14 protein-coding genes are annotated in these 21,983 nt (G+C 54.0%); 6 read left to right on the top strand and 8 right to left on the bottom strand.

What is annotated here, in order from left to right; genetic code table 11:
- Window positions 1–8 precede the first annotated feature (8 nt).
- The 3 genes from B5G10_RS05835 to lgt all read left to right on the top strand — a co-directional run bounded on the left by B5G10_RS05835 (window position 9) and on the right by lgt (window position 5,061).
- Window positions 9–3,029 carry a type I restriction endonuclease subunit R gene (locus tag B5G10_RS05835; protein WP_087423802.1) on the top strand — a complete coding sequence of 1,007 codons (3,021 nt, stop codon included), beginning with the start codon at window positions 9–11 and terminating at the stop codon, window positions 3,027–3,029.
- A gap of 100 nt (window positions 3,030–3,129) precedes the next feature.
- On the top strand, window positions 3,130–4,026 hold the full coding sequence (locus B5G10_RS05830; protein ID WP_087423801.1) for a diaminopimelate dehydrogenase: 897 nt from the start codon (window positions 3,130–3,132) through the stop codon (window positions 4,024–4,026).
- Window positions 4,027–4,203: 177 nt separating this feature from the next.
- The gene (gene lgt, locus B5G10_RS05825) at window positions 4,204–5,061 is read left to right on the top strand and encodes a prolipoprotein diacylglyceryl transferase (protein WP_087423877.1); all 858 of its coding nucleotides are present in this window, start codon (window positions 4,204–4,206) and stop codon (window positions 5,059–5,061) included.
- A gap of 253 nt (window positions 5,062–5,314) precedes the next feature.
- Here the strand turns inward: lgt and B5G10_RS05820 are convergent, their stop codons facing one another.
- From B5G10_RS05820 to B5G10_RS05795, 6 genes are read right to left on the bottom strand one after another with little or no spacing between them, the layout of a single operon-like run.
- Entirely contained in the window at window positions 5,315–6,889 is a 1,575-nt protein-coding gene (locus tag B5G10_RS05820; RefSeq protein WP_087423800.1) for a PCMD domain-containing protein, read from the bottom strand.
- A 1-nt stretch (window position 6,890) separates the two neighbouring features.
- Window positions 6,891–7,754, bottom strand: coding sequence for a hypothetical protein (locus B5G10_RS05815; protein WP_087423799.1), 864 nt, complete (start codon window positions 7,752–7,754; stop codon window positions 6,891–6,893).
- Window positions 7,751–8,482 carry a hypothetical protein gene (locus B5G10_RS05810; protein WP_087423798.1) on the bottom strand — a complete coding sequence of 244 codons (732 nt, stop codon included), beginning with the start codon at window positions 8,480–8,482 and terminating at the stop codon, window positions 7,751–7,753. Before B5G10_RS05810 ends, B5G10_RS05815 begins: the two co-directional genes overlap by 4 nt.
- Complete coding sequence (locus tag B5G10_RS05805; RefSeq protein WP_087423797.1) at window positions 8,475–10,586, bottom strand: DUF4493 domain-containing protein; 2,112 nt, start codon at window positions 10,584–10,586, stop codon at window positions 8,475–8,477. Before B5G10_RS05805 ends, B5G10_RS05810 begins: the two co-directional genes overlap by 8 nt.
- A 1-nt stretch (window position 10,587) precedes the next feature.
- Entirely contained in the window at window positions 10,588–11,850 is a 1,263-nt protein-coding gene (locus B5G10_RS05800) for a DUF4493 domain-containing protein (protein WP_158098785.1), read from the bottom strand.
- A 16-nt stretch (window positions 11,851–11,866) separates the two neighbouring features.
- Window positions 11,867–14,440: a DUF4493 domain-containing protein gene (locus tag B5G10_RS05795; RefSeq protein ID WP_158098784.1), complete on the bottom strand. Its 2,574-nt coding sequence runs from the start codon at window positions 14,438–14,440 to the stop codon at window positions 11,867–11,869.
- Between the two features lie 358 nt (window positions 14,441–14,798).
- On the opposite strand from B5G10_RS05795, the gene B5G10_RS05790 reads away from it, so the two are divergent.
- The 3 genes from B5G10_RS05790 to B5G10_RS05780 all read left to right on the top strand — a co-directional run bounded on the left by B5G10_RS05790 (window position 14,799) and on the right by B5G10_RS05780 (window position 17,813).
- Window positions 14,799–16,121 carry a UDP-glucose/GDP-mannose dehydrogenase family protein gene (locus B5G10_RS05790; protein WP_087423794.1) on the top strand — a complete coding sequence of 441 codons (1,323 nt, stop codon included), beginning with the start codon at window positions 14,799–14,801 and terminating at the stop codon, window positions 16,119–16,121.
- A gap of 440 nt (window positions 16,122–16,561) precedes the next feature.
- On the top strand, window positions 16,562–17,182 hold the full coding sequence (locus B5G10_RS05785) for a DUF4923 family protein (protein ID WP_087423793.1): 621 nt from the start codon (window positions 16,562–16,564) through the stop codon (window positions 17,180–17,182).
- 133 nt (window positions 17,183–17,315) lie between these two features.
- Window positions 17,316–17,813, top strand: a complete 498-nt coding sequence (locus B5G10_RS05780; protein WP_087423792.1) for an outer membrane beta-barrel protein — start codon at window positions 17,316–17,318, stop codon at window positions 17,811–17,813.
- Between the two features lie 197 nt (window positions 17,814–18,010).
- Here the strand turns inward: B5G10_RS05780 and B5G10_RS05775 are convergent, their stop codons facing one another.
- Window positions 18,011–20,635, bottom strand: coding sequence for a valine--tRNA ligase (locus B5G10_RS05775; RefSeq protein WP_087423791.1), 2,625 nt, complete (start codon window positions 20,633–20,635; stop codon window positions 18,011–18,013).
- A 132-nt stretch (window positions 20,636–20,767) separates the two neighbouring features.
- Complete coding sequence (locus B5G10_RS05770; RefSeq protein WP_087423790.1) at window positions 20,768–21,952, bottom strand: MalY/PatB family protein; 1,185 nt, start codon at window positions 21,950–21,952, stop codon at window positions 20,768–20,770.
- Window positions 21,953–21,983: the final 31 nt, after the last annotated feature.

Raw genomic sequence — 21,983 nt, 5'->3', positions numbered from 1 at the left:
ACAGCCTTATGCCTTTTACCGAAGCTCATTTTGAAAATGCGATACTCGAGATATTCCGCGACCTGCTCGGGTATGAATATCTCTACGGTCCCGATGTAGAGCGCGACTACAGTGAGCCGCTCTGTCTCGATATACTTGGCGAGGTGTTGCCCCGGCTCAATCCCGGGCTTCCGCAGCAGGCTATCGACGAGGCCATCGCCCGCATCCGCAACCACGAGAGCGGGTCGCTGGTGCAGAAAAACGCCTGCTTTACCGATATGCTTCAGAATGGTGTGGCGGTCAACTACTTCGACGGGCGTGAGCCACAATCGGCTCTGGTGAGGCTCATAGACTATGATTTGCCCTTGCATAACCGCTTTATGGTGGCCAACCAGTGGACGGTCGAGGAGCGGTCGGTGCGACGGGCCGATGTGGTGGTTTTCGTAAACGGTCTGCCACTGGTGGTGGTCGAGCTGAAGTCGCCTTCGCGCGAGGGGACCGACGTGTCGGAGGCTTATGCCCAACTGCGTAACTATATGCAGGAGGTACCTTCGCTCTTTGTGTACAATGCTTTCTGTGTGATGAGCGATCTGGCTATCACGAAGGCTGGAACCATCACGGCGGGCGAGGACCGCTTTATGGAGTGGAAGAGTGTGGACGGTGGGGAAGAGGACAGGCGATATGCCAATTTCGACGTGCTCTTTCGAGGTATGTTTGAGAAGAGTCGCTTCGTCGAGTTGCTGGGTGGTTTCATTTGCTGCCCGGTGAAGGATGGCCGGCAGATGAAGATATTGAGTGCCTACCACCAGTTCTATGCGGTGCGCAAGGCGGTGGAATCGACCCTTCGTGCTGCCGAGACCGACGGCCGTGGCGGGGTGTTTTGGCATACGCAGGGCAGTGGCAAGTCGCTGTCGATGGTCTTTTTTGCCAAGCGGTTGCAGCGGGCTATGACCTCGCCTACGATTGTGGTACTGACCGATCGCAACGACCTTGATGGTCAGCTATATGGACAGTTTGCACAGTGCAGCGACTTTTTGCGGCAGGTGCCTGTGCAGGCCGAGAGCCGTGCCCATTTGCGTGAGTTGCTGGCCGGGCGCGAGGCCAACGGCATTTTCTTCTCGACGATGCAGAAGTTTGAGGAGAGTGACGGTCCTCTCTCAGATAGGCGTAACATTGTGGTGATGGTCGATGAGGCACATCGCAGCCAGTATGGGCTGGAAGAGCATATCGACCCGCACACGGGACGGGTACGCATCGGTGCGGCCCGGTTGGTGCGCAATGCGTTGCCCAATGCGACCTACATCGGTTTCACGGGGACACCGATTTCGCAGAAAGACCGCTCGACTCGAGAGGTGTTTGGCGACTATATCGATGTGTATGATATGACCCAGGCGGTGGAGGATGGCGCTACGCGTCCCGTCTTCTATGAGAGCCGCGTGATTAACCTCAAGCTCGATGAGGCGACGCTGCGCCGTATCGATGCCGAGTATGATGCCATGGCCGAAGAGGCCGAGGAGTATGCCATCGAAAAGAGTAAACGCGAGTTGGGCCGCATCGACTCGATACTGGGTGCCGACGAAACGCTGGAGTCGCTGTGTGAGGATATCGTGAAACACTACGAGGAGTTCCGCCAGTGGGAACAGACCGGTAAGGCGATGATTGTGGCCTATTCGCGGCCTATTGCAATGAAGATTTACCGCCGGCTGCTGGCCATGCGCCCGGCCTGGAGCGAGAAGTTGGCCGTGGTGATGACCTCGAGCAACAAGGACCCCGAGGAGTGGCGCGAGATTATAGGCAACGATGCCCACAAAAAAGATTTGGAACGGCGCTTTAAGGATAACGACGGGCCACTGAAGATTGTGATTGTGGTAGATATGTGGCTAACGGGTTTTGATGTACCCTCACTGGCTACGATGTATGTCTATAAGCCTATGGCAGGGCATAATCTGATGCAGGCTATCGCTCGGGTGAACCGGGTCTTTGGCGACAAGCAGGGCGGACTGGTGGTCGATTATGTGGGCATTGCCTCAGCCTTGAAGCAGGCAATGAACGACTATACGCAGCGCGACCGTCGCAACTATGGGGATCCGGATATTGCCAAGACCGCTTATCCGGAGTTTGAGCAGAAACTGGAGGTGTGCCGCGATTTGTTGCATGGATTTGATTATGGTGGATTCCGCGAGGTGTCGGATCTGGAGCGGGCCCGGGCCATCAGTGGCGGTGCCGACTTTCTGCAGGCTCCCGAGCGGGCTGAAGTCAAGGAGCGTTACGTGAAGGAGTCGCTTTTGCTCAGACAGGCCCTGTCGTTGTGTCAGAGTATGTTGAATAGTGAGCAGCGGCTCGAGGCGGCCTATTTCGAGGCGGTGCGCACGTTGTTGACTCGAGTCGAGGGGAAGGGCAAGATTTCATTCCGCGAGATTAACGCACGCATCAACGAGTTGCTCAAGCAGAGTATTCAGAGCGAAGGGGTTATCAATCTCTTCTCGGATGTAAAGGAGGAATTCTCGCTCTTTGACCCGAAATTTCTCGAAGAGATAGGCCGCATGAAGGAGAAAAATCTGGCTGTGGAGTTACTGCGCAAACTCATTGCCGAGCAGGTGCAGATTTATCGCCGCACGAATACGGTGCGGGCGGCCAAGTTTTCGGAGATTCTCGCTCGAGCCATGAGCAACTATCTGAAGGGGATGTTGACCAACGAGGAGGTGATCGAGGAGCTGTTGAAGACGGCACGCGAAATTATCGATGGCGAGAAGGTGGGCGAGGCGTTGAATCTGACGTCGGAGGAGCTGGCCTTCTACGATGCCTTGACCAAGCCCGAGGCGGTGCGCGACTTCTATACAAATGACCAGCTGCTGGCCATTACCCGAGAACTTACCGATGCCCTGCGGCGCAACAAGACCATCGACTGGAACCTGAAGGAGAGTGCCCGAGCCGGGATGAGGCGGCTTGTGAAAAGATTACTACGCAAGTATCACTATCCGCCCGAAGGGCAGGAAGATGCATTGAATACCATCATGGAGCAGTGTGAGATGTGGTCGGATAGTCATTGAATCATGTGGCAGAGACTGTGGATTGGAAAGTGATTCCATAGAATTGTATTTGGTGATTTTTTTGTATCTTTATACCCCAAATTTTAAAAATGAATAAGTTATGAAGAAAATTAGAGCTGCCATCGTGGGTTATGGCAATATTGGTCATTTTGTTTTGGAGGCCTTGCAGGCTGCGCCCGACTTTGAAGTTGCGGGTGTGGTGCGTCGTCGTGTTACCGATATTCCCCGGGAGTTGGCCGACTATCGGGTGGTTACTTCGCTCGACGAACTCGAGGCTGTCGATGTGGCTATTCTCTGTACGCCTACCCGCGAGGTAGAGCATTATGCCCTGAAGGCTCTCGAGAAGGGCATCCGCACGGTCGATAGTTTTGATATTCACACCCAGATAGGCGACCTGCGCAAGACGCTCGATGCCCAGGCCAAGGCTCACAACTCGGTAGCGATTATCTCGGCCGGTTGGGACCCGGGCACCGACTCGGTGGTGCGTGCCCTCATGGAGGCTTGCGCGCCCAAGGGGATTACCTATACCAACTTTGGCCCCGGCATGAGCATGGGTCACACGGTGGCCGTGAAGGCGATTGCCGGTGTGAAAGCGGCCTTGTCGATGACGATACCTCTGGGCACGGGCATCCATCGCCGCATGGTTTACATCGAACTCGAGGAGGGGTATAAGTTTGACGAGGTAGAGCGCGCCATCAAGAGCGACGACTACTTTGCTCACGACGAGACTCATGTGATTCGGGTCGATAGTGTCGATGCCCTCAAGGATATGGGCCATGGCGTGAACATGGTGCGCAAGGGTGTCTCGGGCAAGACGCAGAACCAGCGTTTCGAGTTCGACATGACCATCAACAACCCGGCTCTGACGGCTCAGATCTTGGTGGGTACGGCCCGTGCCGCCATGTTGCAGCGTCCCGGTTGCTACACGCTCATCGAGATTCCGGTTATCGATTTGCTCTATGGCGACCGCGACGAACTGGTGCGTCGCCTGGTTTGATGTCCCATTTGTAATTGAGGCGAAGCGGGTATGTTTTCGCCGATTGCCCGATCTCTTTTCTGTAGGAAGGAGGTGGTTGGGCATAAAAAATCGAGCGAACTTGTTTTTTCTGCTTCCGACTTTCACTATCTTTGCTCTGTCTATCTCTCATAGACAGAGCATTGTTTTATAGATATGATTACCGATTTTATTACTTGGACAGCCAGCCCGGCCCTGTATGACGGGTTTATCCAGATCCGTTGGTATGGCTTGTTTTTTGCCATCGGGTTTATCGTGGGTTACAGCATGATGGATCGCATGTTCCGTCACGAGCAACTGAATGTGAAGTGGCTCGACTCGCTGTTTATCTATGTGGTGGTGGCCATGGTCATAGGCGCCCGCTTGGGGCACTGCCTGTTTTATGAATGGGATCTCTATTCGCAGCATCCGATTGAGATTCTGAAGATATGGAAAGGCGGCTTGGCCAGTCATGGTGGGGCTATCGGTATTCTCATCGCTATCTGGATTTATTCGCGTCGGGTGACTCACCGCAGCATGTTGTGGACACTCGACCGGCTGGTGGTCCCGGTGGCTCTGGTGGCGGCTCTCATCCGCACGGGTAACCTGATGAACCACGAGATTTACGGGCACGAGACTTCGTTGCCGTGGGGATTCCGTTTTGTCGTGAACCTGCCCGAGTGGATGGCCGGTGCACCTCCCGTATTCTCGGCACCCTCGCACCCGACACAGATTTATGAGGCTCTGTGCTATCTGCTGCTCTTCGGGCTGTTGCTCTACATGTATTGGCGTCGCAATGCCGAGGAGCGTGAGGGGCTCATTTTCGGTACCTTCCTCATCGGTACTTTCCTGTCGCGATTCCTGATCGAGTTTATCAAGAACGACCAGGTGGCTTTCGAGGCTTCGATGTCGCTCAATATGGGGCAATGGTTGAGTATCCCGTTTGTGATAGCCGGTGTGTGGCTGGTGGTACGGGCCATGTCGCGCGACCGAGTTCCCATAAAATATGCTCCGGCCCGGGCCAAGGGCAAGAAGTGAGTCGTCATATTTGAGTCGGGGATATGCCTTGAGTATCCCCATTGACGATAGCGGCTTATGCGAAGTCGCATGAATTTTGAAGAGAGAGGCGGTCATATATATGATCGCGAAGAGCTGTATCCGCTAAGGGTATAGCTCTTCGTTTTTGGGGGGATTCCTTGTCGGGCAGATGAGTAGTAACACAAGCCCCCGATGCAGAAACGAGCATCGGGGGCCTTTGTTATGTTTTTTACCGCCGTGGGCTGGCAAGGCGTCAGTAGTCGTACTCGAGCGAGAAGTCGTCGATAAAGAGCACACTGCCGTCGCCGCCCGTGAAGTAGTCGCCATACTTGCTGGCCGAGGCTACTACAATGATGTAGGAGGGGATGCGGGCCGTATCACGGTACTCGAGTTCGAGGGTGAAGGGGGTGTATTCCAGTACCGACTCTCCCGACGACATCTCGGCATAGGCAATCACATGCGGGTCGTTCTTGTCGAATACCTTGCGGTCGCTGGGTTTGGTGCGAATCTCTACCGGTTCGCTCCAGTCGCCCAGGGCAATATATATCTGGCAAGTATCGGGCTGACCCATGAGCGAGGTGAAGTCGCTGTTGGTCTTGTTGATAGGCGCTGTGGTGTATTTGAAGTATCCCTTCAGGCGGGTAGGCCGCTGGGTGAAGGGTTTGCCAAAGTTGAGCACGCCATTGGAACCGTCGGTGCGGATGTAGTTACCCACATACATGTTACCGGCAGCCAGTTTGCCCAGCGAACCGATGCCCACGAACTTGGTAGCCAGTTTGGCCGCCTGTCCGGTGCCCGACCAGGTGTCGTCGGTCGGTTGGGTGTTGCTGTCGCCGAGGGTGGTTGCCCCCTTGTTGCCGGTGTCCCAGAAATTCTCGCTGCCCTCGGGCCAGGGATTCCACACTTTGCCGGCCAAATTCCAGTAGTCGAAACTGCCGTTGGGCAGTTCGGCCAGGGCTCCGGTGGTAAAGGTTACCTCGTTGCCCACGAGGTCGCCCGATACGGCACGGCACACATAGGTGGTGTTGGCCTTGAGGTGGATCATGCGGGCGGTGAAAGAGCCCTTGTCGTGGGTGATGTATTCGTCGGGCACCTTCTCCCAGGTATCGGCGGTAGCCTCCTTGATTTCAAATCCGTTTTGAGCTCCCTCCTTGCCACTGCCGTGCAGCCAGGCCACGTTGGTCCAGGCATCGACTCCGTCGGTCGAGACTTCGCTCTCCGAGGGCACGATGTAGAGAGTCCACTCCTCCATGATGTCGTGATAGACCACCACGACCTTCTGGAATCCCAGGGAGAAGTCGGTGATGTTCTCGATCTGCGGTGAGTAGGTCGTTATTCCTGCCGGGCCCAGTACCAGTTCGGTGATGTGTATGTTCGAGAGGTCGGCATCCTTGTTGACGTAGGCGATGGCCCGGTGGTTGTAGGCATCGAATACCGGGGAACCAATCTGCCCCTCGACACTGAACGAACGGGCTATGTTCTGGGTAGCCTGTATGGTCCATGTGTAGTCTTGATAAATCGACAGGGTGAGTGTGTAGTTGCTGGAGAGGTCGATGGTCGAGTCGGCCGGCAGGGTGGTCGTAGCCCCTTCGGTAACCGTGAGCGACTCGATGCGCACATGACGCAGGTCTATGGTGTCGGCCAGTTCTATCCGCACGGTGCGGTTTTCGTTGTCGATAGTGGCACTCCCCACCTGACCTTTGGCGGCGATAGCGAGTATCTGCGCCTTGATGCGGGGGTAGGGAATATCGTTCTGGATACACCCTGCGAGCAGGAGCATCGCGAGCAGCGGGAAGAGAGAGATGATATGTTTTCGCATCGTTTTCATTCTATATATGCAGGCACATGCCAATGTTGATGTTGAAGAGGTTGAGTTTGAAGTCGGCACCACTCGACCGGCGGCTACCGGTCTCTACGTTGTTGGTGGTCTGTTTGATGGTGCCGTAGCGCAGACCGGCCACGCCAAACGACACGCTGGTGCTGATGTTGTTCATGATGAAGACACAGAATCCCGGGTTCAATCCCAACTTGATTTCCGAGGTAGTCGTCTTGGTATTGCGCAGGTTTTCGTCGCTGCCTCTCACAAAGCGGTTCGAGCCGCTCGAGAAGGCCAGCTCGGTTTCGTTGAAGAAGCCAAACCGCTTGTTGCGGTCGATACCGATGTAGGCCCGGTGGAAGATTGAGGCCGAGAAGGTCTCGCCCAGGTAGCGCATGTTGCTCAGGTTGAATTGCATATCTTCGTCGATATCGATGCTGAGATTGTCGAGATTGGCACTCAGGTGGCTGTATCCCAGTTTGATACCAATACACTCGTTGTCTTTGATGAAGTATCCAATAAAAGGATTGAGTGTGGTGATATTGCCTTTGAAATTGAAATCCTTGACAAAGATAAACAGGTTGTTGTCTTTGCTGTCAAACTCGCCGTGCGAGAGGGTAAGGCCCATAATCCACTGTTTCTTAGGAATAAACAAGTAGTTCTTCAACCCTCGCGTGTATTTTTTTCGGTTGAAGCCTCGTTTCCTCACAATCGTGTCGGGTTGTGTCACGGGAGTCTCTTTTTCGATTGAAACCACAGGAGCCGACTCCTGTATGGGAGTCGCTACGGCTGTCGAGTCAAGCTCCTGAGCCTGCAGAAGCGTGTGACCAGGGAGGGCGAGACCTATGGCGATGAGTATATATTTCCAGTGTTTCATAAATAAAATGCGATGCCTAATCCCAAGGAGAAAATGTTTACTTTGAAGTTGGCCAGGTTCTGCGACCGTTTGCCGGTATAAACCTGGTCGGTCGTCTGTTTCACATGGCTGTAGTTGAAACCCAGCACGCCCACGTTTACCTCGATGGCCGTGTAGTCGTTGATAAAGGCCATCAGTCCCGGAGCAATACCAATCTTGAGGTTGAACGACCGTTCGAATGTGCCGGTGAGAGCATCGCCCGAGCCGTTTACCATCTTCGACTCGCCGCCACCCAGGTTGAGTTGCAGTTCGTTGAAGAGCCCGAACCGGTTGCTGTTTCCTATACTGATATAGTTGCGCATGATGGCCATGCCCGAGTAGGTGTGGCTGAGGTTATAGACATTGTTTACGTCGAAGTTGAGGTCGTCGCCAATCTGTATCGAGGCGCTGTTGAGTTTGGTGAGGCTACGCTCATAGGCAAATCGCCCGCCCAGTCCCAGATTGTCTTTGACAATATAGCAGAACATGGGGCTCACCTTGAAGTTGTAGCCTATGCCGTCGATACCCTCGATGACGAGGAACTGGTAGTTGTTGTTGCTGTACTCCGAGTAGGAGATGGAGTTGCCCACTACCCACTGACCTTTGGGAATGAAGGTGTTGAGCACAATGCCCCGGTCGAATTCCTCGGCCTTGGCCAGGCCGGGAATCAACAGGAACAGGGCAAGTATGGGATAGATAAGTTTATTCATAAATCAATTCTAAGTCGTCGATCCACATGGTACTGCCGGTACTGCCGGTAAAGTAGTCGCCATACTTGCTGGCCGAGGCTACGATAACGATGTAGCTGGGAATTCGGTCGAGCGAGCGGTAGTCGAGCGGTATTTCAAATTCGAGCAGGCCGCCGTCGGCTCCCTGCGTTATACTGGTGAGTTCCTTTTCACCATAGGCGATAATCTTCTCGTCGTTCTTGTCGAAGAGCTTTTTGTCTTTGGTGCGTATCTCTATGGGTTCGCTCCAGTCGCCGATGGCGATATAGATGTTACCGATGTCGGTGGCTCCGGTGGGTAAGTCGCTGGTGCTGGAGTAATCGACGGTCCCAGGGGTGTATTTGATATACCCTTTCAGCTTGGTAGGACGCGAGGTGAAGGGGCGTCCGAAACTGAGCACGCCGTCGGTACCGTCGGTGCGCAGGTATTGACCGGCAAAGAGGTTACCGGCCGCGAACTTGCCGAAACTCAGCACACCCACAAACTGCGATTGCAGTTTTACCGAGTAGCGACCGCTGTGCTTGTAGGTCTCGTCGGGCGAAGTCACATTCTTGTTCAGGGTGGCCGACCCGTGGTTGCCGCTGTCCCAGAACATCTCTTCGCCGGGCCCATACATGACCATGGCGCTCGACGAGAGGGTCTGCCAGTTTTCAAAACTGCTGTTGGGCAAAGCGGTAGCCGCTTCGGTGGTGAAGGTGGCTGTCTTTACCGATGCCTGTGTACCGGCCATGGCCTGGTATTCATAGGTAGTGCCCGGGGTGAGGTCGGTCAACTGGGCCGAGAGAGTCATGCCCGAGCGACTGGCCGGAACCGAAGTCCAACTGTCGGTGCCTGCCTCGCGGAATTGGAAGGAGAGGGGCTCGGAGGTCTCTTTCACCACGGAGCCCAGCAGGGTGGCCCGACGAGCCCAAATGCTGGACCGTTCGGCCTCTTCGGTCACCACGATGGCATCCGACACGACAAGCGACAGAGTGGCGGTGTTGTCTTTACCGGCGGCATCGATTGCGTTTATCGTGAAGGTATATTCGTCGCCGGGGAGTGATTGTACAAAACTTTCGGACAAAGTAATCTTGGCATTGGAGAGGTCTTTATCCTCCTGGTAGGTATGCTTGCACGAAATGCCTCGAGACTGGAAGTCGGCAGCCAGGCTACCGTTGGCAGCCAGGAAGTCGATCGAGTCGGTGGGGAATCCCAGGTCTGTGAGTTTGTCGCACGAGAGCCATACCCGTTGCAGTTTGGTGGCGGCATTTACCCACAGGGAGGTCTCGCTGCCACCGTTGGTCTCGTAGTAGAGCGGTTCGTTCAGGTCGAACTTGTCGCCTACGATCTGCGGCCGCAGGGTGATGACTACGTTGTGGGTCGAGTCGATGGTGGCCTCGTTTACCTTCACGTCGAGGAAGGTACCGCCGGTGGCTGCACCGTCGGGATCGAAGTTAAAGGTAAAGGCATATTTGGTGGCAGGGTTTACATGCTCGACCACCCCCGATTGGGTGTAGCTGTTCCCGTCGGTCTTCTTCCCTTCGAAGGTCCAGGCCAGGTTACGCTCCTTGCCACTGAACATGTAGTATCCCACCGAGTCGGTAGTGGCTTCGGTGAAGTAGAGCTCGCCCGTCGTGGTGAATATCTTTACTTTGCAGTCGGTAACCACTTCGTCCAGGGCGGGGTCGAAGGCGACGGTGGCCAGCGTATTGGCTATGGTACAGGTTACACTGGCCGAGGTAGTTTCGCCGCTACGCACGGTAAAGTCGGTCGAACCCGTGTAATAGGGGGTATTGAACGCTGCAGGAACCGAGTCGCCGGCCAGTACAAAGGCGTGGTATTGACCGCTGGCCAGGTTGAGGGTTTCGGGCATGGGGGTCGTCGCATCGTAGTAGCGGATGAGCCCTTTGCTGCTGTAAATGCGGGTTTGCATGGAGGCCGAGATGCCGGGGTCAACGGCTCTCGTGACTACCGACACGTCGCCCGATACGTTTACGCTCAGCCGCACCGCCCCTTCGCCCAAGGCCATCTCCTCCTCCTTGCAGGCGGTGAAGAGTACCATGAGGAGGAGTGCGCAAGCCAAGTATTTTTTTATATCGTATTTCATATCATTCGGTTACGAGGATTAGCGATTCGGTGGTGGTGCCTTGTGCATCGGTCGCCTTGATGATGAAGTTGTGCGTGCCGGCACCCAGCAGCCCCAGCAGTGGCATGAAGTCGCTGATGTCGAAGGTTACTTTCGGTTGGTTCAGCACATTGCTCTCGGTGGGGAAGCCCAGACTTTCGATAGCCTCTTTCAAGGCTCCGGGGTTTACCAGGTCGAGATGGGCCGAAAGCCCCATGCCCGAAAGTTCGTCGGGGGTAAGGGTGGGCGAGTCGATATCGACAGTGAGTCCGGTGAGTCCGGCCGGGTCGGAACTGGTAATATCGACTACCACTTTCATGCCGTCGGTAATGGTGACGGGGGTGCCCAGTTGGATGGTCTCGCTGGTGATTTGGGGAGCTTCGCCCGGTTCGGGGTCTGGATCGGGGTCGGAACCCGGATCGACGGGATTGGGATCGGGAATAATCTCCTCCTCGACAGTCACGTTACCCTCGTGGTCGATGGTCTCGCACGAGGCATCAAGGGTTACCGAGGGGGTTACTCCACCCGTTTCGCTACCCGGTTCGGGCCGTTTGATATCGTAGTGTATCTTGCGCCATTCGCCGGCTTTTACATTATCGACCTGGATGCGGTTCACCTCTTCGTATCCGTCGATGGTGCCGGTGAAGGTGGCGATGAGCAGATTGCTCTCGCTGTCGGAGCGGAAGTAACCCGCCCGGGTCTCGGTCTGCGAGAAGTCGAGTGTCCCCGAGCCTATATCGACGGTCACTTTGCAGTCGCTGCCCATGAACGACTTCAGATCTTCGGAGTAGGTGACCGTAACTTTTATATTCTGTAGCGTGCATACCACCGTGTCGAGTTGGGTTACCCGATTCTCTTCGATGTTGAAGGCCTTGTCGGCATAGTAGTAGGGGTGTTCCCATTCGGCCGGCAGCACTTTGTGTGAGAATACGGCCAACTTGTATTCCCCTATGTTGAGGGTGACAATTTCGGGCATTTCGCGGTATTTCCAGGTGAGGGTGTCGTGCCCTTGTGCCGGATATATCTGTACGGTGAAATCGCCAGTATCGACGGCTCGGCTCACGGGCGTCTTCTCTACTATTTGCGTGTCGTTGTTGGGAACGGCCTCGAAGGTCGATAGGTCGAGGGTGCCGGTTTTTCCCGAAGGGGTCTCGGTACCCAGGTCGTAGGTAAATTTCTCTCGGTCGCATGAGGCCGTAGTCACGGCCAAAATTACGGCGAGCGAGATGCCCAATATATTTCTCATAGAGTTGTGCATTGTCTTATTCATAGGTGAACGTTAAGTTATCGATAGTAAGTGTCGCACCACGCGAGGCCGATTCGTACTGGCCGTTCGAGACGGAGGTTTTTATCGCGGCGGTCTCTTCGCTCTGGTTGTAGGAGGCGTGGTTCGACGAGGTGATCATGATGCGCAGCGAGGTAGCCTTTCGATTGGTAACCGAGTAGGTTACCGGCACCGAAAATTCGGTGTAGTCGGCTGCGGCCGAGAGGTGGGTCGAGCCCGTGCCGATAACCGTCTGCCCGTTGAGCAGGGTCACGGTTACTACACCCGTCTCGGTGGGGTCGTTGCTGTCGTTGGCATATTTGTACCAACCTTTCAATACCGAGGGTCGCGAGGCGAAGTTGACCCCTTCGTTGTAAGTCTCGGTGCCCCCGTTATAGGTATAGCTGCCCAGGAACAGTTTGCCGGCCGAGCGGTTGGCAATGTTGGGCACGTTGGTGTTGTAGTAGGTGGTATTGAAGGCTCCGCCCGAGGTGGCTGGTGTGGTACCGTTGGCATCCCAGGCCACGTTGCGCACCACCATGGCATTGCTGCCGTTTTGAGCCGTGAGGTCGCGATAGAGATCGGGGGTCACGGTGCTCGATGCAAAGCTGCGATAAGCGTCCCAGGTGAGGGTGGTGTTGTAGGTCGAGGGGATGACAAACCAGGTCATTTGGTTGGCGGCACTGGTGTTGCAGGTCTTGGCATTGACGCTGGCCCAGCCTGTGGGTTCCTGTATGGTGAAACTGCAGGTGTTCTGGTAGTTGACGGGCCATACCGAGTATTCGCCACCCTGTTTCATATCTTGTATCGAGATGGTTTGTACAAGGGTTTCGAAGTCTCCGTTGGGCACGGCAGCTGCCGATTCGGTGCGCAGGGTGCAGTCGCCGCTGTAATTGACGTTGTCCTGCCCGCTGTTGCACGAGCCCCGCAGTTGGTAACGGGTGTCGGGGGTGAGCCCGGTGATAGTGCGCAGCCCTTGGCTGAAGGTCGAGGCTACAGGCTCCCATTGGCCGGTGCTGTTGGCAAAGAGTGTCGCATAACGGTTCACGGCATCCTGATACTGGGGATCGGTGGCCGTGAGTTTGACGGTGGCCCGGCGGGCCCAGATGTCATACTCCTCGGCCGTGATGGTAAAGGCCGGCGTCTTGACCGGTATCGAGGTGGTGGCCGTTTTGGCGCCATTGGCATACGAGGCCTCTACCTCTACGGGCTTGTCGGTTGCCTCGATCGATATCTTTATCTGGTAGAGGTTGCCTTCGTTCGATACGACCGACGAGGTGCTGTTTACCCTCGATCCCGAGGCATTGAGGTAGCTGAATTTGATCTGGTCGATATAGGCTCCGTCGAATTCTACGGGAATGGTGGCACTCTTGCTGCCCACAAATACGGCTTTGGGGGTGTGCAGGGCAAAGGTGATGGGTATGCTCTTGACCGAGAGGGTGATAGGCGTTTCGCTCACTTTGCCATAGGTGTCTTTGGCCGAGAGGGTAAAGGTGTGCTGGTCGCTCCCATCGGTGGTGTGCAGGTGAGCAAAGACCTCGGAGAAGTCGATGAATCCCATCTTGCTGCCCATCCCGGAGAAGCCTTTCAGTTTCAATCCCAGACGCGAAAGCAGGGCGCTGTTCTCTTGGCTCATGCCCATCAAGTCTATTTCGCGAGGCCAACCTTCGCTCTCGAGGCTGGCCGACGAGGTGGTGAGGGTACAGGCGGCAATGCCGGCTTTGGCTGTGAGCGAAATGTTTACCTGCTTGTTGTCGGGGTAGCTGTTCTCTTTAACTTCGAGGGGGGTACCCGATACGAACCCGGTCGGCAGGAACGACGGCGCAGGGGCCTCCATCACTTCGTCGGAGATATTGATGGTGACCGGTTGGGTCTCGGTGGTTTCGTCGAAACTGATGTTGAGTTGGGCCTCGCCGGCGGCATTGTCGGCAATGTCGAGTTTGATGCGGTAGTGCTGCCGTGGTTTGGCATCTTCGATGGCCGCCGGTTCGAAGGTCGATTCGATACCGTTCTGTTTCTTCAGATAGGTCTGTATGGTTATCTTGCCAGGTTTCACATAGGCAGCCCGCGTCTCCTCTTTTTCAAATTTCACATAGTCACCCTCGGCGGCATGTATGGTGGTGGCATAGTCGGCAAAATATTTCTTGAAGGCGTCGGAATATTCGACGGTCACCTTCACGTTGGCCAGCGTGCAGTGTATCTCGACGGGCGAGTTCTCGCGGTAGCGCACCGATACTTCGCTTTGACCCAAATAGTAAGGCTTGTCGAATCCCTCGTCTTCGAGGTCGCCATAATATGCACTCATCGTGTAGGAGCCCACGGGTATTTTTTCGGCGGGGTCGAAGTCGGCCAGGCTATCCCACGAGCGGGAGAAGCTCCCATCGGTGGAGACCAGTTTCAGGGCAAATTCACTGACATCGGGATTCTGCGGAGTTTCGGTCGTCTCGGTCGTCTCGGCACTCGATCGGGTGACAGGCACTACTTGATAATCGGCCGAAACCTGTACATCTATGGTCCCATATCCCGAATCGACTTGTTGGTCTTCCTTTGCGCAAGATACTAACAATAGCATGGTTGCGCCGTATAAGAGAATATCTTTTATTTTCATGCTTGTCCGTTTTAAGTCCCTTCTATCAAAAAGGGGAGTAAAGTGTATAAGAAGTAACCTTGGAATGTATCTGATACACTTTCGCATAAGTCGAAAATCGCTCCAAAGATAAGAAAAAATCTGCACATAGAACAGCCGACGGCCGGTTTTTGTTAGGTATAACAATATAAATTAAGTAGATAAGAGATTTGGAGTGAGGACTTTGGTATGCACATTCTTCCTCTTGAAGCGGAGTTGTTGGTCGCTTTTTTCGACGATTTCGACAAAAAAGAGGGCAGGCTCGAAAAATGTTTATATTTTTGCGCTATAAAGTGTAAAATATATGAAAATAGCGGTAGTGGGTACAGGCTATGTAGGCCTGGTTACAGGAACTTGTTTTGCCGAGATAGGTGTAGATGTAGTGTGTGTGGACATCGACGCAGAGAAGATTGCCCGCATCAAACAGGGCGATATCCCCATTTATGAGCCCGGTCTCGACGAGATGGTTATCCGGAATATGAAGGCAGGACGGTTGCGTTTTGCCACCGATTTATCGACCTGCCTCGACGGGGTGGAGATTCTGTTCAGTGCCGTGGGCACACCTCCCGACGAGGATGGCTCGGCCGACTTGCACTATGTGCTCGATGTGGCTCACAGCGTGGGCCGCTACATGAACGACTATCTGGTGGTGGTGACCAAGAGTACCGTGCCGGTGGGCACGGCCCGCAAGGTGAAGGCTGCCATACAGAGCGAGCTCGACAAACGTGGGGTGAAGATCGATTTCGATGTGGCTTCCAACCCCGAATTCCTGAAAGAGGGAAATGCCATTGCCGACTTCATGCGCCCCGACCGTGTGGTGGTGGGTGTGGAGAGCAAACGGGCCGAGGCCTTGATGCAGAAGCTCTACAAACCTTTCATGATTAACAAGTATCGTATTATCATTACCGATATACCTTCGGCCGAGATGATCAAGTATGCTGCCAATGCCATGCTGGCGACGCGCATCAGTTTCATGAACGAGATTGCGCTGTTGTGCGACGAGGTGGGGGCCGATGTGGGTGCGGTGCGCAAAGGCATCGGTGCCGATGATCGCATAGGCAGCCGCTTCCTCTATGCCGGTTGCGGCTACGGAGGCTCTTGTTTCCCCAAGGATGTGAAGGCCTTGATAAGGACGGCCGAGGAGAACAACTGTCATATGCAGATTCTGGAGGCTGTAGAGCGGGTGAATGAGTCGCAGAAAGAGTTGCTTTATCGTCGGTTGAACGACTATTTCGAGGGTAATCTCGCCGGACGCAAGTTTGCCGTGTGGGGACTCTCGTTCAAACCCGAGACCGACGATATGCGCGAGGCTCCGGCCTTGATTCTCATCGACCGGTTGTGTGGGGCAGGGGCCAGTGTGCGGGTGTATGACCCCGTGGCCATGCCCGAATGTCGGCGTCGGGTAGGAGACCGGGTAGAGTATGCCGAGAATATTTATGAAGCGGTGGCCGGGGTTGATGCTCTGCTCATCGTTACCGAGTGGAAAGAGTTCCGCATGCCCGACTGGGATGCCGTGCGTCGAGCCATGAAGTCGCCCGTGATATTCGATGGCCGCAACATCTACGACCCGGCCGAGATGAAAGAACTTGGATTTGTCTATCGCAGCATAGGCCGGCCGTTGCATTAAGGCAGTTGCCCCAACGAAGCATAAGGTTTATAAATCACTGGAAAAAGGTAAGGCAGGTATGCGCCCTATCCCTGGACGGATACCTGCCTTTTTTAGTAGGGAAAGGGGCCGGTGGAATATTCGTCTGCTCGCAATGGCTGCTCCTCCTTTTACCGTTACTGTGCTTGGAATTTCTCTCGAGCGCCCTTTCTGCCTATAATAACATGGCAGCCCGGTTTTGGTTCGATGATGAGATGTTTTTATGCCCAATATTTTATCGGGTTTTGGTTTTTCTCTTTGTAACAGAGCCGAAAAATAGAGAGATGGAACACCATTTTTTCTCATTTTGGATGTATATTTGCATGTGATTAATTGCATAACGGTGGACTGCTTTGGCTATAAATAATAGCCCCGTGGCTTGTCCCTGTTGTGGCAGAGTAAAAGATAAAAAAAGATTAAGTATGAAAAGCTGGGTATTGGCCTTGTGTGGGCTATGTTTATTTGGGAGTAGTGCCCAAGCACAATTTTCGCTGGACAATCTGTTAAATTCATCGACCGTCAATAAGGTGGTGGGTGCAATAACCAACAAAGATGCTACGCTCACGGTGGCCGATTTGGCTGGCACATGGCGTTATTCGGCTCCGGCATGCAAGTTTGAGAGTGAAGATCTTTTGAAATCGGCCGGAGGAGAGATGGTTGCCTCAACACTCGAGAATAAGTTGGCTACCTATTATCAGAAAGCGGGTATCACCTCGTCGCGGGTCTCCTTCTCGTTTGCCGACACGACGATGGTCATGAATTATGGTAGTGCCAAGTTGAATGGTTATATTGTGAAGGATGAGCCGAGTGGCAAGTTTGTAGTAACCTTTGCCTTGGTGGGTGGCCGCATCCCGGTGATGGTGATGGATGCCACAATAACCAAAACCGGTAATACGATGGAGATTCTCTTTGACGTAGAGAAGTTGATCAATGTGTTGACCACGATAGCCTCGAAAACGCAGAACTCTACGTTACAGACAATTAGCAGCCTATTGTCGGGGTATGACGGCGTGCTGATGGGGTTTGAGTTGACCAAGCAGTAGTCTCGGGAAGCCATACTCATTCGGTGAAAGAAAGCGGTAAATTTGCCTCTGGAGCTTATTATTTTTAGGAAAAAGCGAATTTGTTTCAAATAAATTATTATATTTGTTGAAACAAACTAAAAATATAAGTAAAATGAAAAAATTAGTGTTAACCTTAGTTCTTGTGTTTGGTATGTTGACAGCCAATGCACAGTTTTTTGTGGGTGGTCAGTTTGGCTTGACTTATGACACCGACACCGAGAATACGACTTTCCGCATTGCACCCGAGTTTGGTTATGCTTTTAACGATGCTTGGACGGTAGCCGGGACCATCGGTTATACTCACATGGACAACTACAATTCGTTTTACATTGCTCCGTATGCTCGTTGGACTTTCTTCACGAAAGATTTTCTGAGCCTGTTGGTCGATGGTGGTTTTGGTTTCTCTACTGGAAAACACAAAGGATTCAAAGCCGAGAATGGATTTGAAATCGGTTTCAAACCGGGTATTGCCTTTAACCTTACCGAAGAGTTCTCTTTGGTAGCACACTATGGATTCCTGGGTTATCGCAATCAATACAACGGCAACAGCGTTTCGGGCTTGTCGCTGAGCGGAAATGACTTGAGCTTCAGTCTCTATTACAAATTCTGATTTCATCTCTGATATAGCCAGCTCGGCCATCTGCCGAGCTGGCCTTTTTTTAGACCTTTGTTTGGGGTGGGGAGGTTCTGTTTCGTACCCGAGTCTATGAGGCGTATTGGGGAACAGATGGCGCCTTGATTATACGACAAGGGCCGTGTCGAAAATTCCTCGACACGGCCCTTGTGTGTATTGCAACCGATCAATCGTTATTTCTTGAGGGCGGCGATGCTCTCTTCGAGCGATTTGATCTTCTCTTCGGCATCGGCTTTTTTCTTACGTTCCATGGCTACGACGGCCTCGGGGGCGTTTTGAACAAAGCGCTCGTTGTTCAGTTTGCCCATTACGGTTTTGAGGAATCCTTGAGCATACTTCAACTCACCTTCGAGTTTCTTCAGCTCGGCCTCAACGTCGATGTTGTTGCCCAGCGGTATGGCATATTCGGTAGCATGAACCCGGAACGATGCAGCGGCGGGGTCTTTCTCGTCGATGGTCTCGATAGCAGCGAGATTGGTCATCTTGGTAAGCACGCAGTCGTTGGTGTGGTCGTGCGCTCCGATAATCTGCAGCGTGAGCGGCTCTTTGTTGGCAATACCCTTTTGCAGACGCACGGTGCGCACACCGGCTACAATCTGCTTGGTGGTCTCGAACCGGGCAATGATTTCGTCATCGACCGGGTGAGCTTCGGGCATGCGGGCATACATGATGCTTTCGCCCTCTTTGCGCTCATAGAGGTGTTGCCACAACTCCTCGGTGATGAAGGGCATGAATGGGTGCAGCATGCGCAGCAGAGCGTCGAAGTAGGTGAGCGTAGCCTCGTAGGTAGCTCGGTCGATAGGCTGCTGATAGGCCGGTTTGATCATCTCGAGATACCACGACGAGAACTCGTCCCAGAAGAGACGGTAAATGGCCATGAGAGCCTCGGAAAGGCGGTATTTGCCAAAGAGGTCTTTCACCTCGGCAAGGGTGCGGCTGAGCTGGGCATCGAACCATTTGACGGCGATTTGTGCCGTTTGCGGTTGCTCGAGCTTGTCATCGACACTCCACCCTTTGACCAGACGGAAGGCGTTCCAGATCTTGTTGTTGAAGTTACGTCCTTGCTCGCACAGGGCATCGTCGTAGAGTATGTCGTTACCGGCAGGAGCGGCCAGCATGAGGCCCATGCGCACACCGTCGGCGCCATAGGTCTTTATCAGTTCGAGTGCGTCGGGCGAGTTGCCGAGCGACTTCGACATCTTCCGTCCGATTTTGTCGCGCACGATACCCGTGAAATAGACATTCTTGAAGGGCTTTTCACCCGTGTATTCATAACCGGCCATGATCATGCGGGCCACCCAGAAGAAGATGATGTCAGGGCCCGTTACCAGGTCGCTTGTGGGATAGTAGTATTTGATCTCTTCGTTGCCGGGGTTGTTGATACCGTCGAAGAGCGAGATGGGCCACAACCACGAAGAGAACCAGGTGTCGAGGCAATCTTCGTCCTGACGCAGGTCGCTCAGTTGAAGTGAGTTGTCGCCGCTCTTTTCGCGAGCCAGGGTCAGGGCCTCTTCGGGAGTCTCGGCTACCACGAATCCGCCTTGAGGCAGGTAGTAGGCCGGGATGCGGTGTCCCCACCACAACTGACGCGAAATACACCAGTCTTTGATGTTCTCCATCCAGTAGCGGTAGGTATTCTTGAACTTGTCGGGGTGGAACTTGATATCGTCGTTCATGACCGCCTTGAGGGCAGGCTCGGCGAGTTTGCCCATCTTGACGAACCATTGCATCGAGAGCTTGGGCTCGATGACTACGTTGGTACGCTCCGAGTAACCCACCTTGTTGTCATAGTCTTCGACCTTCTCGAGCAGGCCGGCAGCTTGCAGGTCTTTGGCAATCTGTTTGCGCACATCGAAGCGGTCCATGCCAATGTAGAGGCCACCGGCTTCGCTGATGGTGCCGTTGTCGTTGAAGATATCGATTGTGGGCAAGTTGTATTTCTCGCCCAGCATATAGTCGTTTACGTCGTGGGCGGGAGTTACCTTCAGGCAGCCGGTACCGAATTCGATATCGACGTAGTCGTCCATGATGATAGGTACGACCCGGTTGACCAGCGGCACGATTACCTTCTTCCCCTTGAGGAACGTATAGCGGGGGTCGTTGGGGTTTACACACACGGCCGTATCGCCCAAAATGGTTTCGGGACGGGTTGTGGCCACGATGATGTATTTGTCTTCACCCTCGATGTAGTAGCGCAGGTAGTAGAGTTTGCTGTGTTCCTCTTTGTAGATAACCTCTTCGTCGGAGAGGGCGGTGAGTGCCTTGGGGTCCCAGTTGACCATGCGCACACCGCGATAGATGAGCCCTTTGTTGTACAAATCGACAAATACCTTCAGCACACTCTTGGAGCGGATTTCGTCCATGGTGAAAGCGGTGCGGTCCCAGTCGCACGAGGCTCCCAGTTTCTGGAGTTGCTTGAGGATGATGCCGCCGTGCTCTTCTTTCCATTCCCAGGCATATTTGAGGAACTCTTCGCGGGTGAGGTCGCTCTTTTTGATGCCTTGGGCGGCGAGTTTGTTTACCACTTTGGCTTCGGTAGCAATCGAGGCGTGGTCGGTGCCGGGTACCCAGCAGGCGTTCTTGCCCTCCATGCGGGCGCGGCGCACGAGGATATCCTGTATCGTGTTGTTGAGCATGTGCCCCATGTGCAGAATACCGGTGACGTTGGGGGGCGGGATGACTACGGTGTAGGGTTCACGACCGTCGGGCTTCGATTTGAAGAGCCCGTTTTTCAACCAGTAGGCGTACCATTTCTCCTCTACGTCGGCGGGATTGTACTTTGTGGCAAGTTCGTTCATAAAGCGATTTATTCTGATATTCTTTCTTAGCGTTAAGCGGTACAAGGGTATCGGCCCTTGTACCAATTGGGTGCAAAAGTATAAAATATTTTCCGAAAAAGATATTTCTTTGTCGCTAAAGTGGCTCGTAACCTATCGGTTGAAAAGGCTCACTGCCGTTGCGAGTTGCTCGAGTGCTTTTTGTAGCACGGCTCGCGGTGTGCCCACGTTGAGTCGCATGTGTCCTTTGCCTTCGGGCCCGAACATCTCGCCGTCGTTGAGGGCGAGCCGGGCTTTATCGACAAAGAGGTCGATGAGGGCGTCGTGGTCGAGTCCCAGACGGGTGCAGTCGAGCCACACGATAAACGAGGCTTGCGGGCGTATGGCTTTGATGGCGGGGATGTGTTGCTTGAGGAAATCCTCGACAAAGAGAATATTCCCTTCGACATAGGCCAGCATCTGTTCGCGCCAGTCGCGGCAATGGTTATAGGCGGCCTCGGTGGCGATGGTGGCCATGAAGGTGGGCTCGTTCAGCTCGTTGGCGGTGAGCCAGTCGAAGAAGCGCTGGCGTATCGTGGGGTTGGGCACGATGGCATAGGAGCTCACCAGACCGGCGATGTTGAAGGTCTTGGAGGGTGCCCCGAACGAAATACTGTTTTGGGCGGCTGTCTCCGATACCGAGGCAAAGGGGTGATGCTTGGAGCCGAAGATCGGCATGTCGGCATGAATCTCGTCGGCAATGATGAGGATGTGGTGGCGGGCACATATCTCGGCTACCCGTTGCAGAGTCTCGAGCGGCCACACGACACCACCTGGGTTGTGGGGGTTGCAGAGGATAAACAGTTTGCACTGCGGGTCGATAATCGACTCGAGGTGGTTGAAGTCCATCTCGTAGTGGGTACCGTTCCACTTGAGGGGGTTGTGTACCACTTGCCGTCCGTTACCCTCGGGCACTGCCATGAAGGGGGTATAGACAGGGGTTTGTATAATGATTTTATCACCGGGGTCGCTGAATACGTTCACGGCTAGCCCTATGCCCTTGACGATACCGGGGATATAGGTAATCCACTCGCGCTTTACGTCCCAGTTGTGCAGATATTTGAGCCAGTCGATAATCGATTGCCAATAGCTGGCGGGAGCCTCGGCATATCCATAAACGGGGTGATGCAGGCGTTGCACAAGCGCTTCGGTAATGGGAGGCGCTACGGCAAAGTCCATGTCGGCAATCCACAGGGGGATAAGGTCTTCGCGTCCGTATCGTTCGCTCAGCACATCGGTTTTCATGGCACCGGTGTGATGCCGATCGATGATGGTGTCAAAATCATACTGAATAGCCATATGTGTGTTGTTTAGGTATTAGGTTATCGGA

Origin of the sequence: Barnesiella sp. An55 (genome assembly GCF_002161555.1) — a bacterium.
Taxonomy (GTDB): domain Bacteria; phylum Bacteroidota; class Bacteroidia; order Bacteroidales; family Barnesiellaceae; genus Barnesiella; species Barnesiella merdipullorum.
The sequence above is the reverse complement of the archived record's forward strand: the minus strand, read 5'-3'. Positions and strand labels throughout refer to the sequence as shown.

Coding starts and splice junctions, on each gene's coding strand:
- B5G10_RS05835 (WP_087423802.1), top strand. CDS start 9: ATGCCTTTTACCGAAGCTCATTTTGAAAATGCGATACTCGAGATATTC.
- B5G10_RS05830 (WP_087423801.1), top strand. CDS start 3,130: ATGAAGAAAATTAGAGCTGCCATCGTGGGTTATGGCAATATTGGTCAT.
- B5G10_RS05820 (WP_087423800.1), bottom strand. CDS start 6,889: ATGAAAACGATGCGAAAACATATCATCTCTCTCTTCCCGCTGCTCGCG.
- B5G10_RS05815 (WP_087423799.1), bottom strand. CDS start 7,754: ATGAAACACTGGAAATATATACTCATCGCCATAGGTCTCGCCCTCCCT.
- B5G10_RS05810 (WP_087423798.1), bottom strand. CDS start 8,482: ATGAATAAACTTATCTATCCCATACTTGCCCTGTTCCTGTTGATTCCC.
- B5G10_RS05805 (WP_087423797.1), bottom strand. CDS start 10,586: ATGAAATACGATATAAAAAAATACTTGGCTTGCGCACTCCTCCTCATG.
- B5G10_RS05800 (WP_158098785.1), bottom strand. CDS start 11,850: ATGAGAAATATATTGGGCATCTCGCTCGCCGTAATTTTGGCCGTGACT.
- B5G10_RS05795 (WP_158098784.1), bottom strand. CDS start 14,440: ATGCTATTGTTAGTATCTTGCGCAAAGGAAGACCAACAAGTCGATTCG.
- B5G10_RS05790 (WP_087423794.1), top strand. CDS start 14,799: ATGAAAATAGCGGTAGTGGGTACAGGCTATGTAGGCCTGGTTACAGGA.
- B5G10_RS05785 (WP_087423793.1), top strand. CDS start 16,562: ATGAAAAGCTGGGTATTGGCCTTGTGTGGGCTATGTTTATTTGGGAGT.
- B5G10_RS05780 (WP_087423792.1), top strand. CDS start 17,316: ATGAAAAAATTAGTGTTAACCTTAGTTCTTGTGTTTGGTATGTTGACA.
- B5G10_RS05775 (WP_087423791.1), bottom strand. CDS start 20,635: ATGAACGAACTTGCCACAAAGTACAATCCCGCCGACGTAGAGGAGAAA.
- B5G10_RS05770 (WP_087423790.1), bottom strand. CDS start 21,952: ATGGCTATTCAGTATGATTTTGACACCATCATCGATCGGCATCACACC.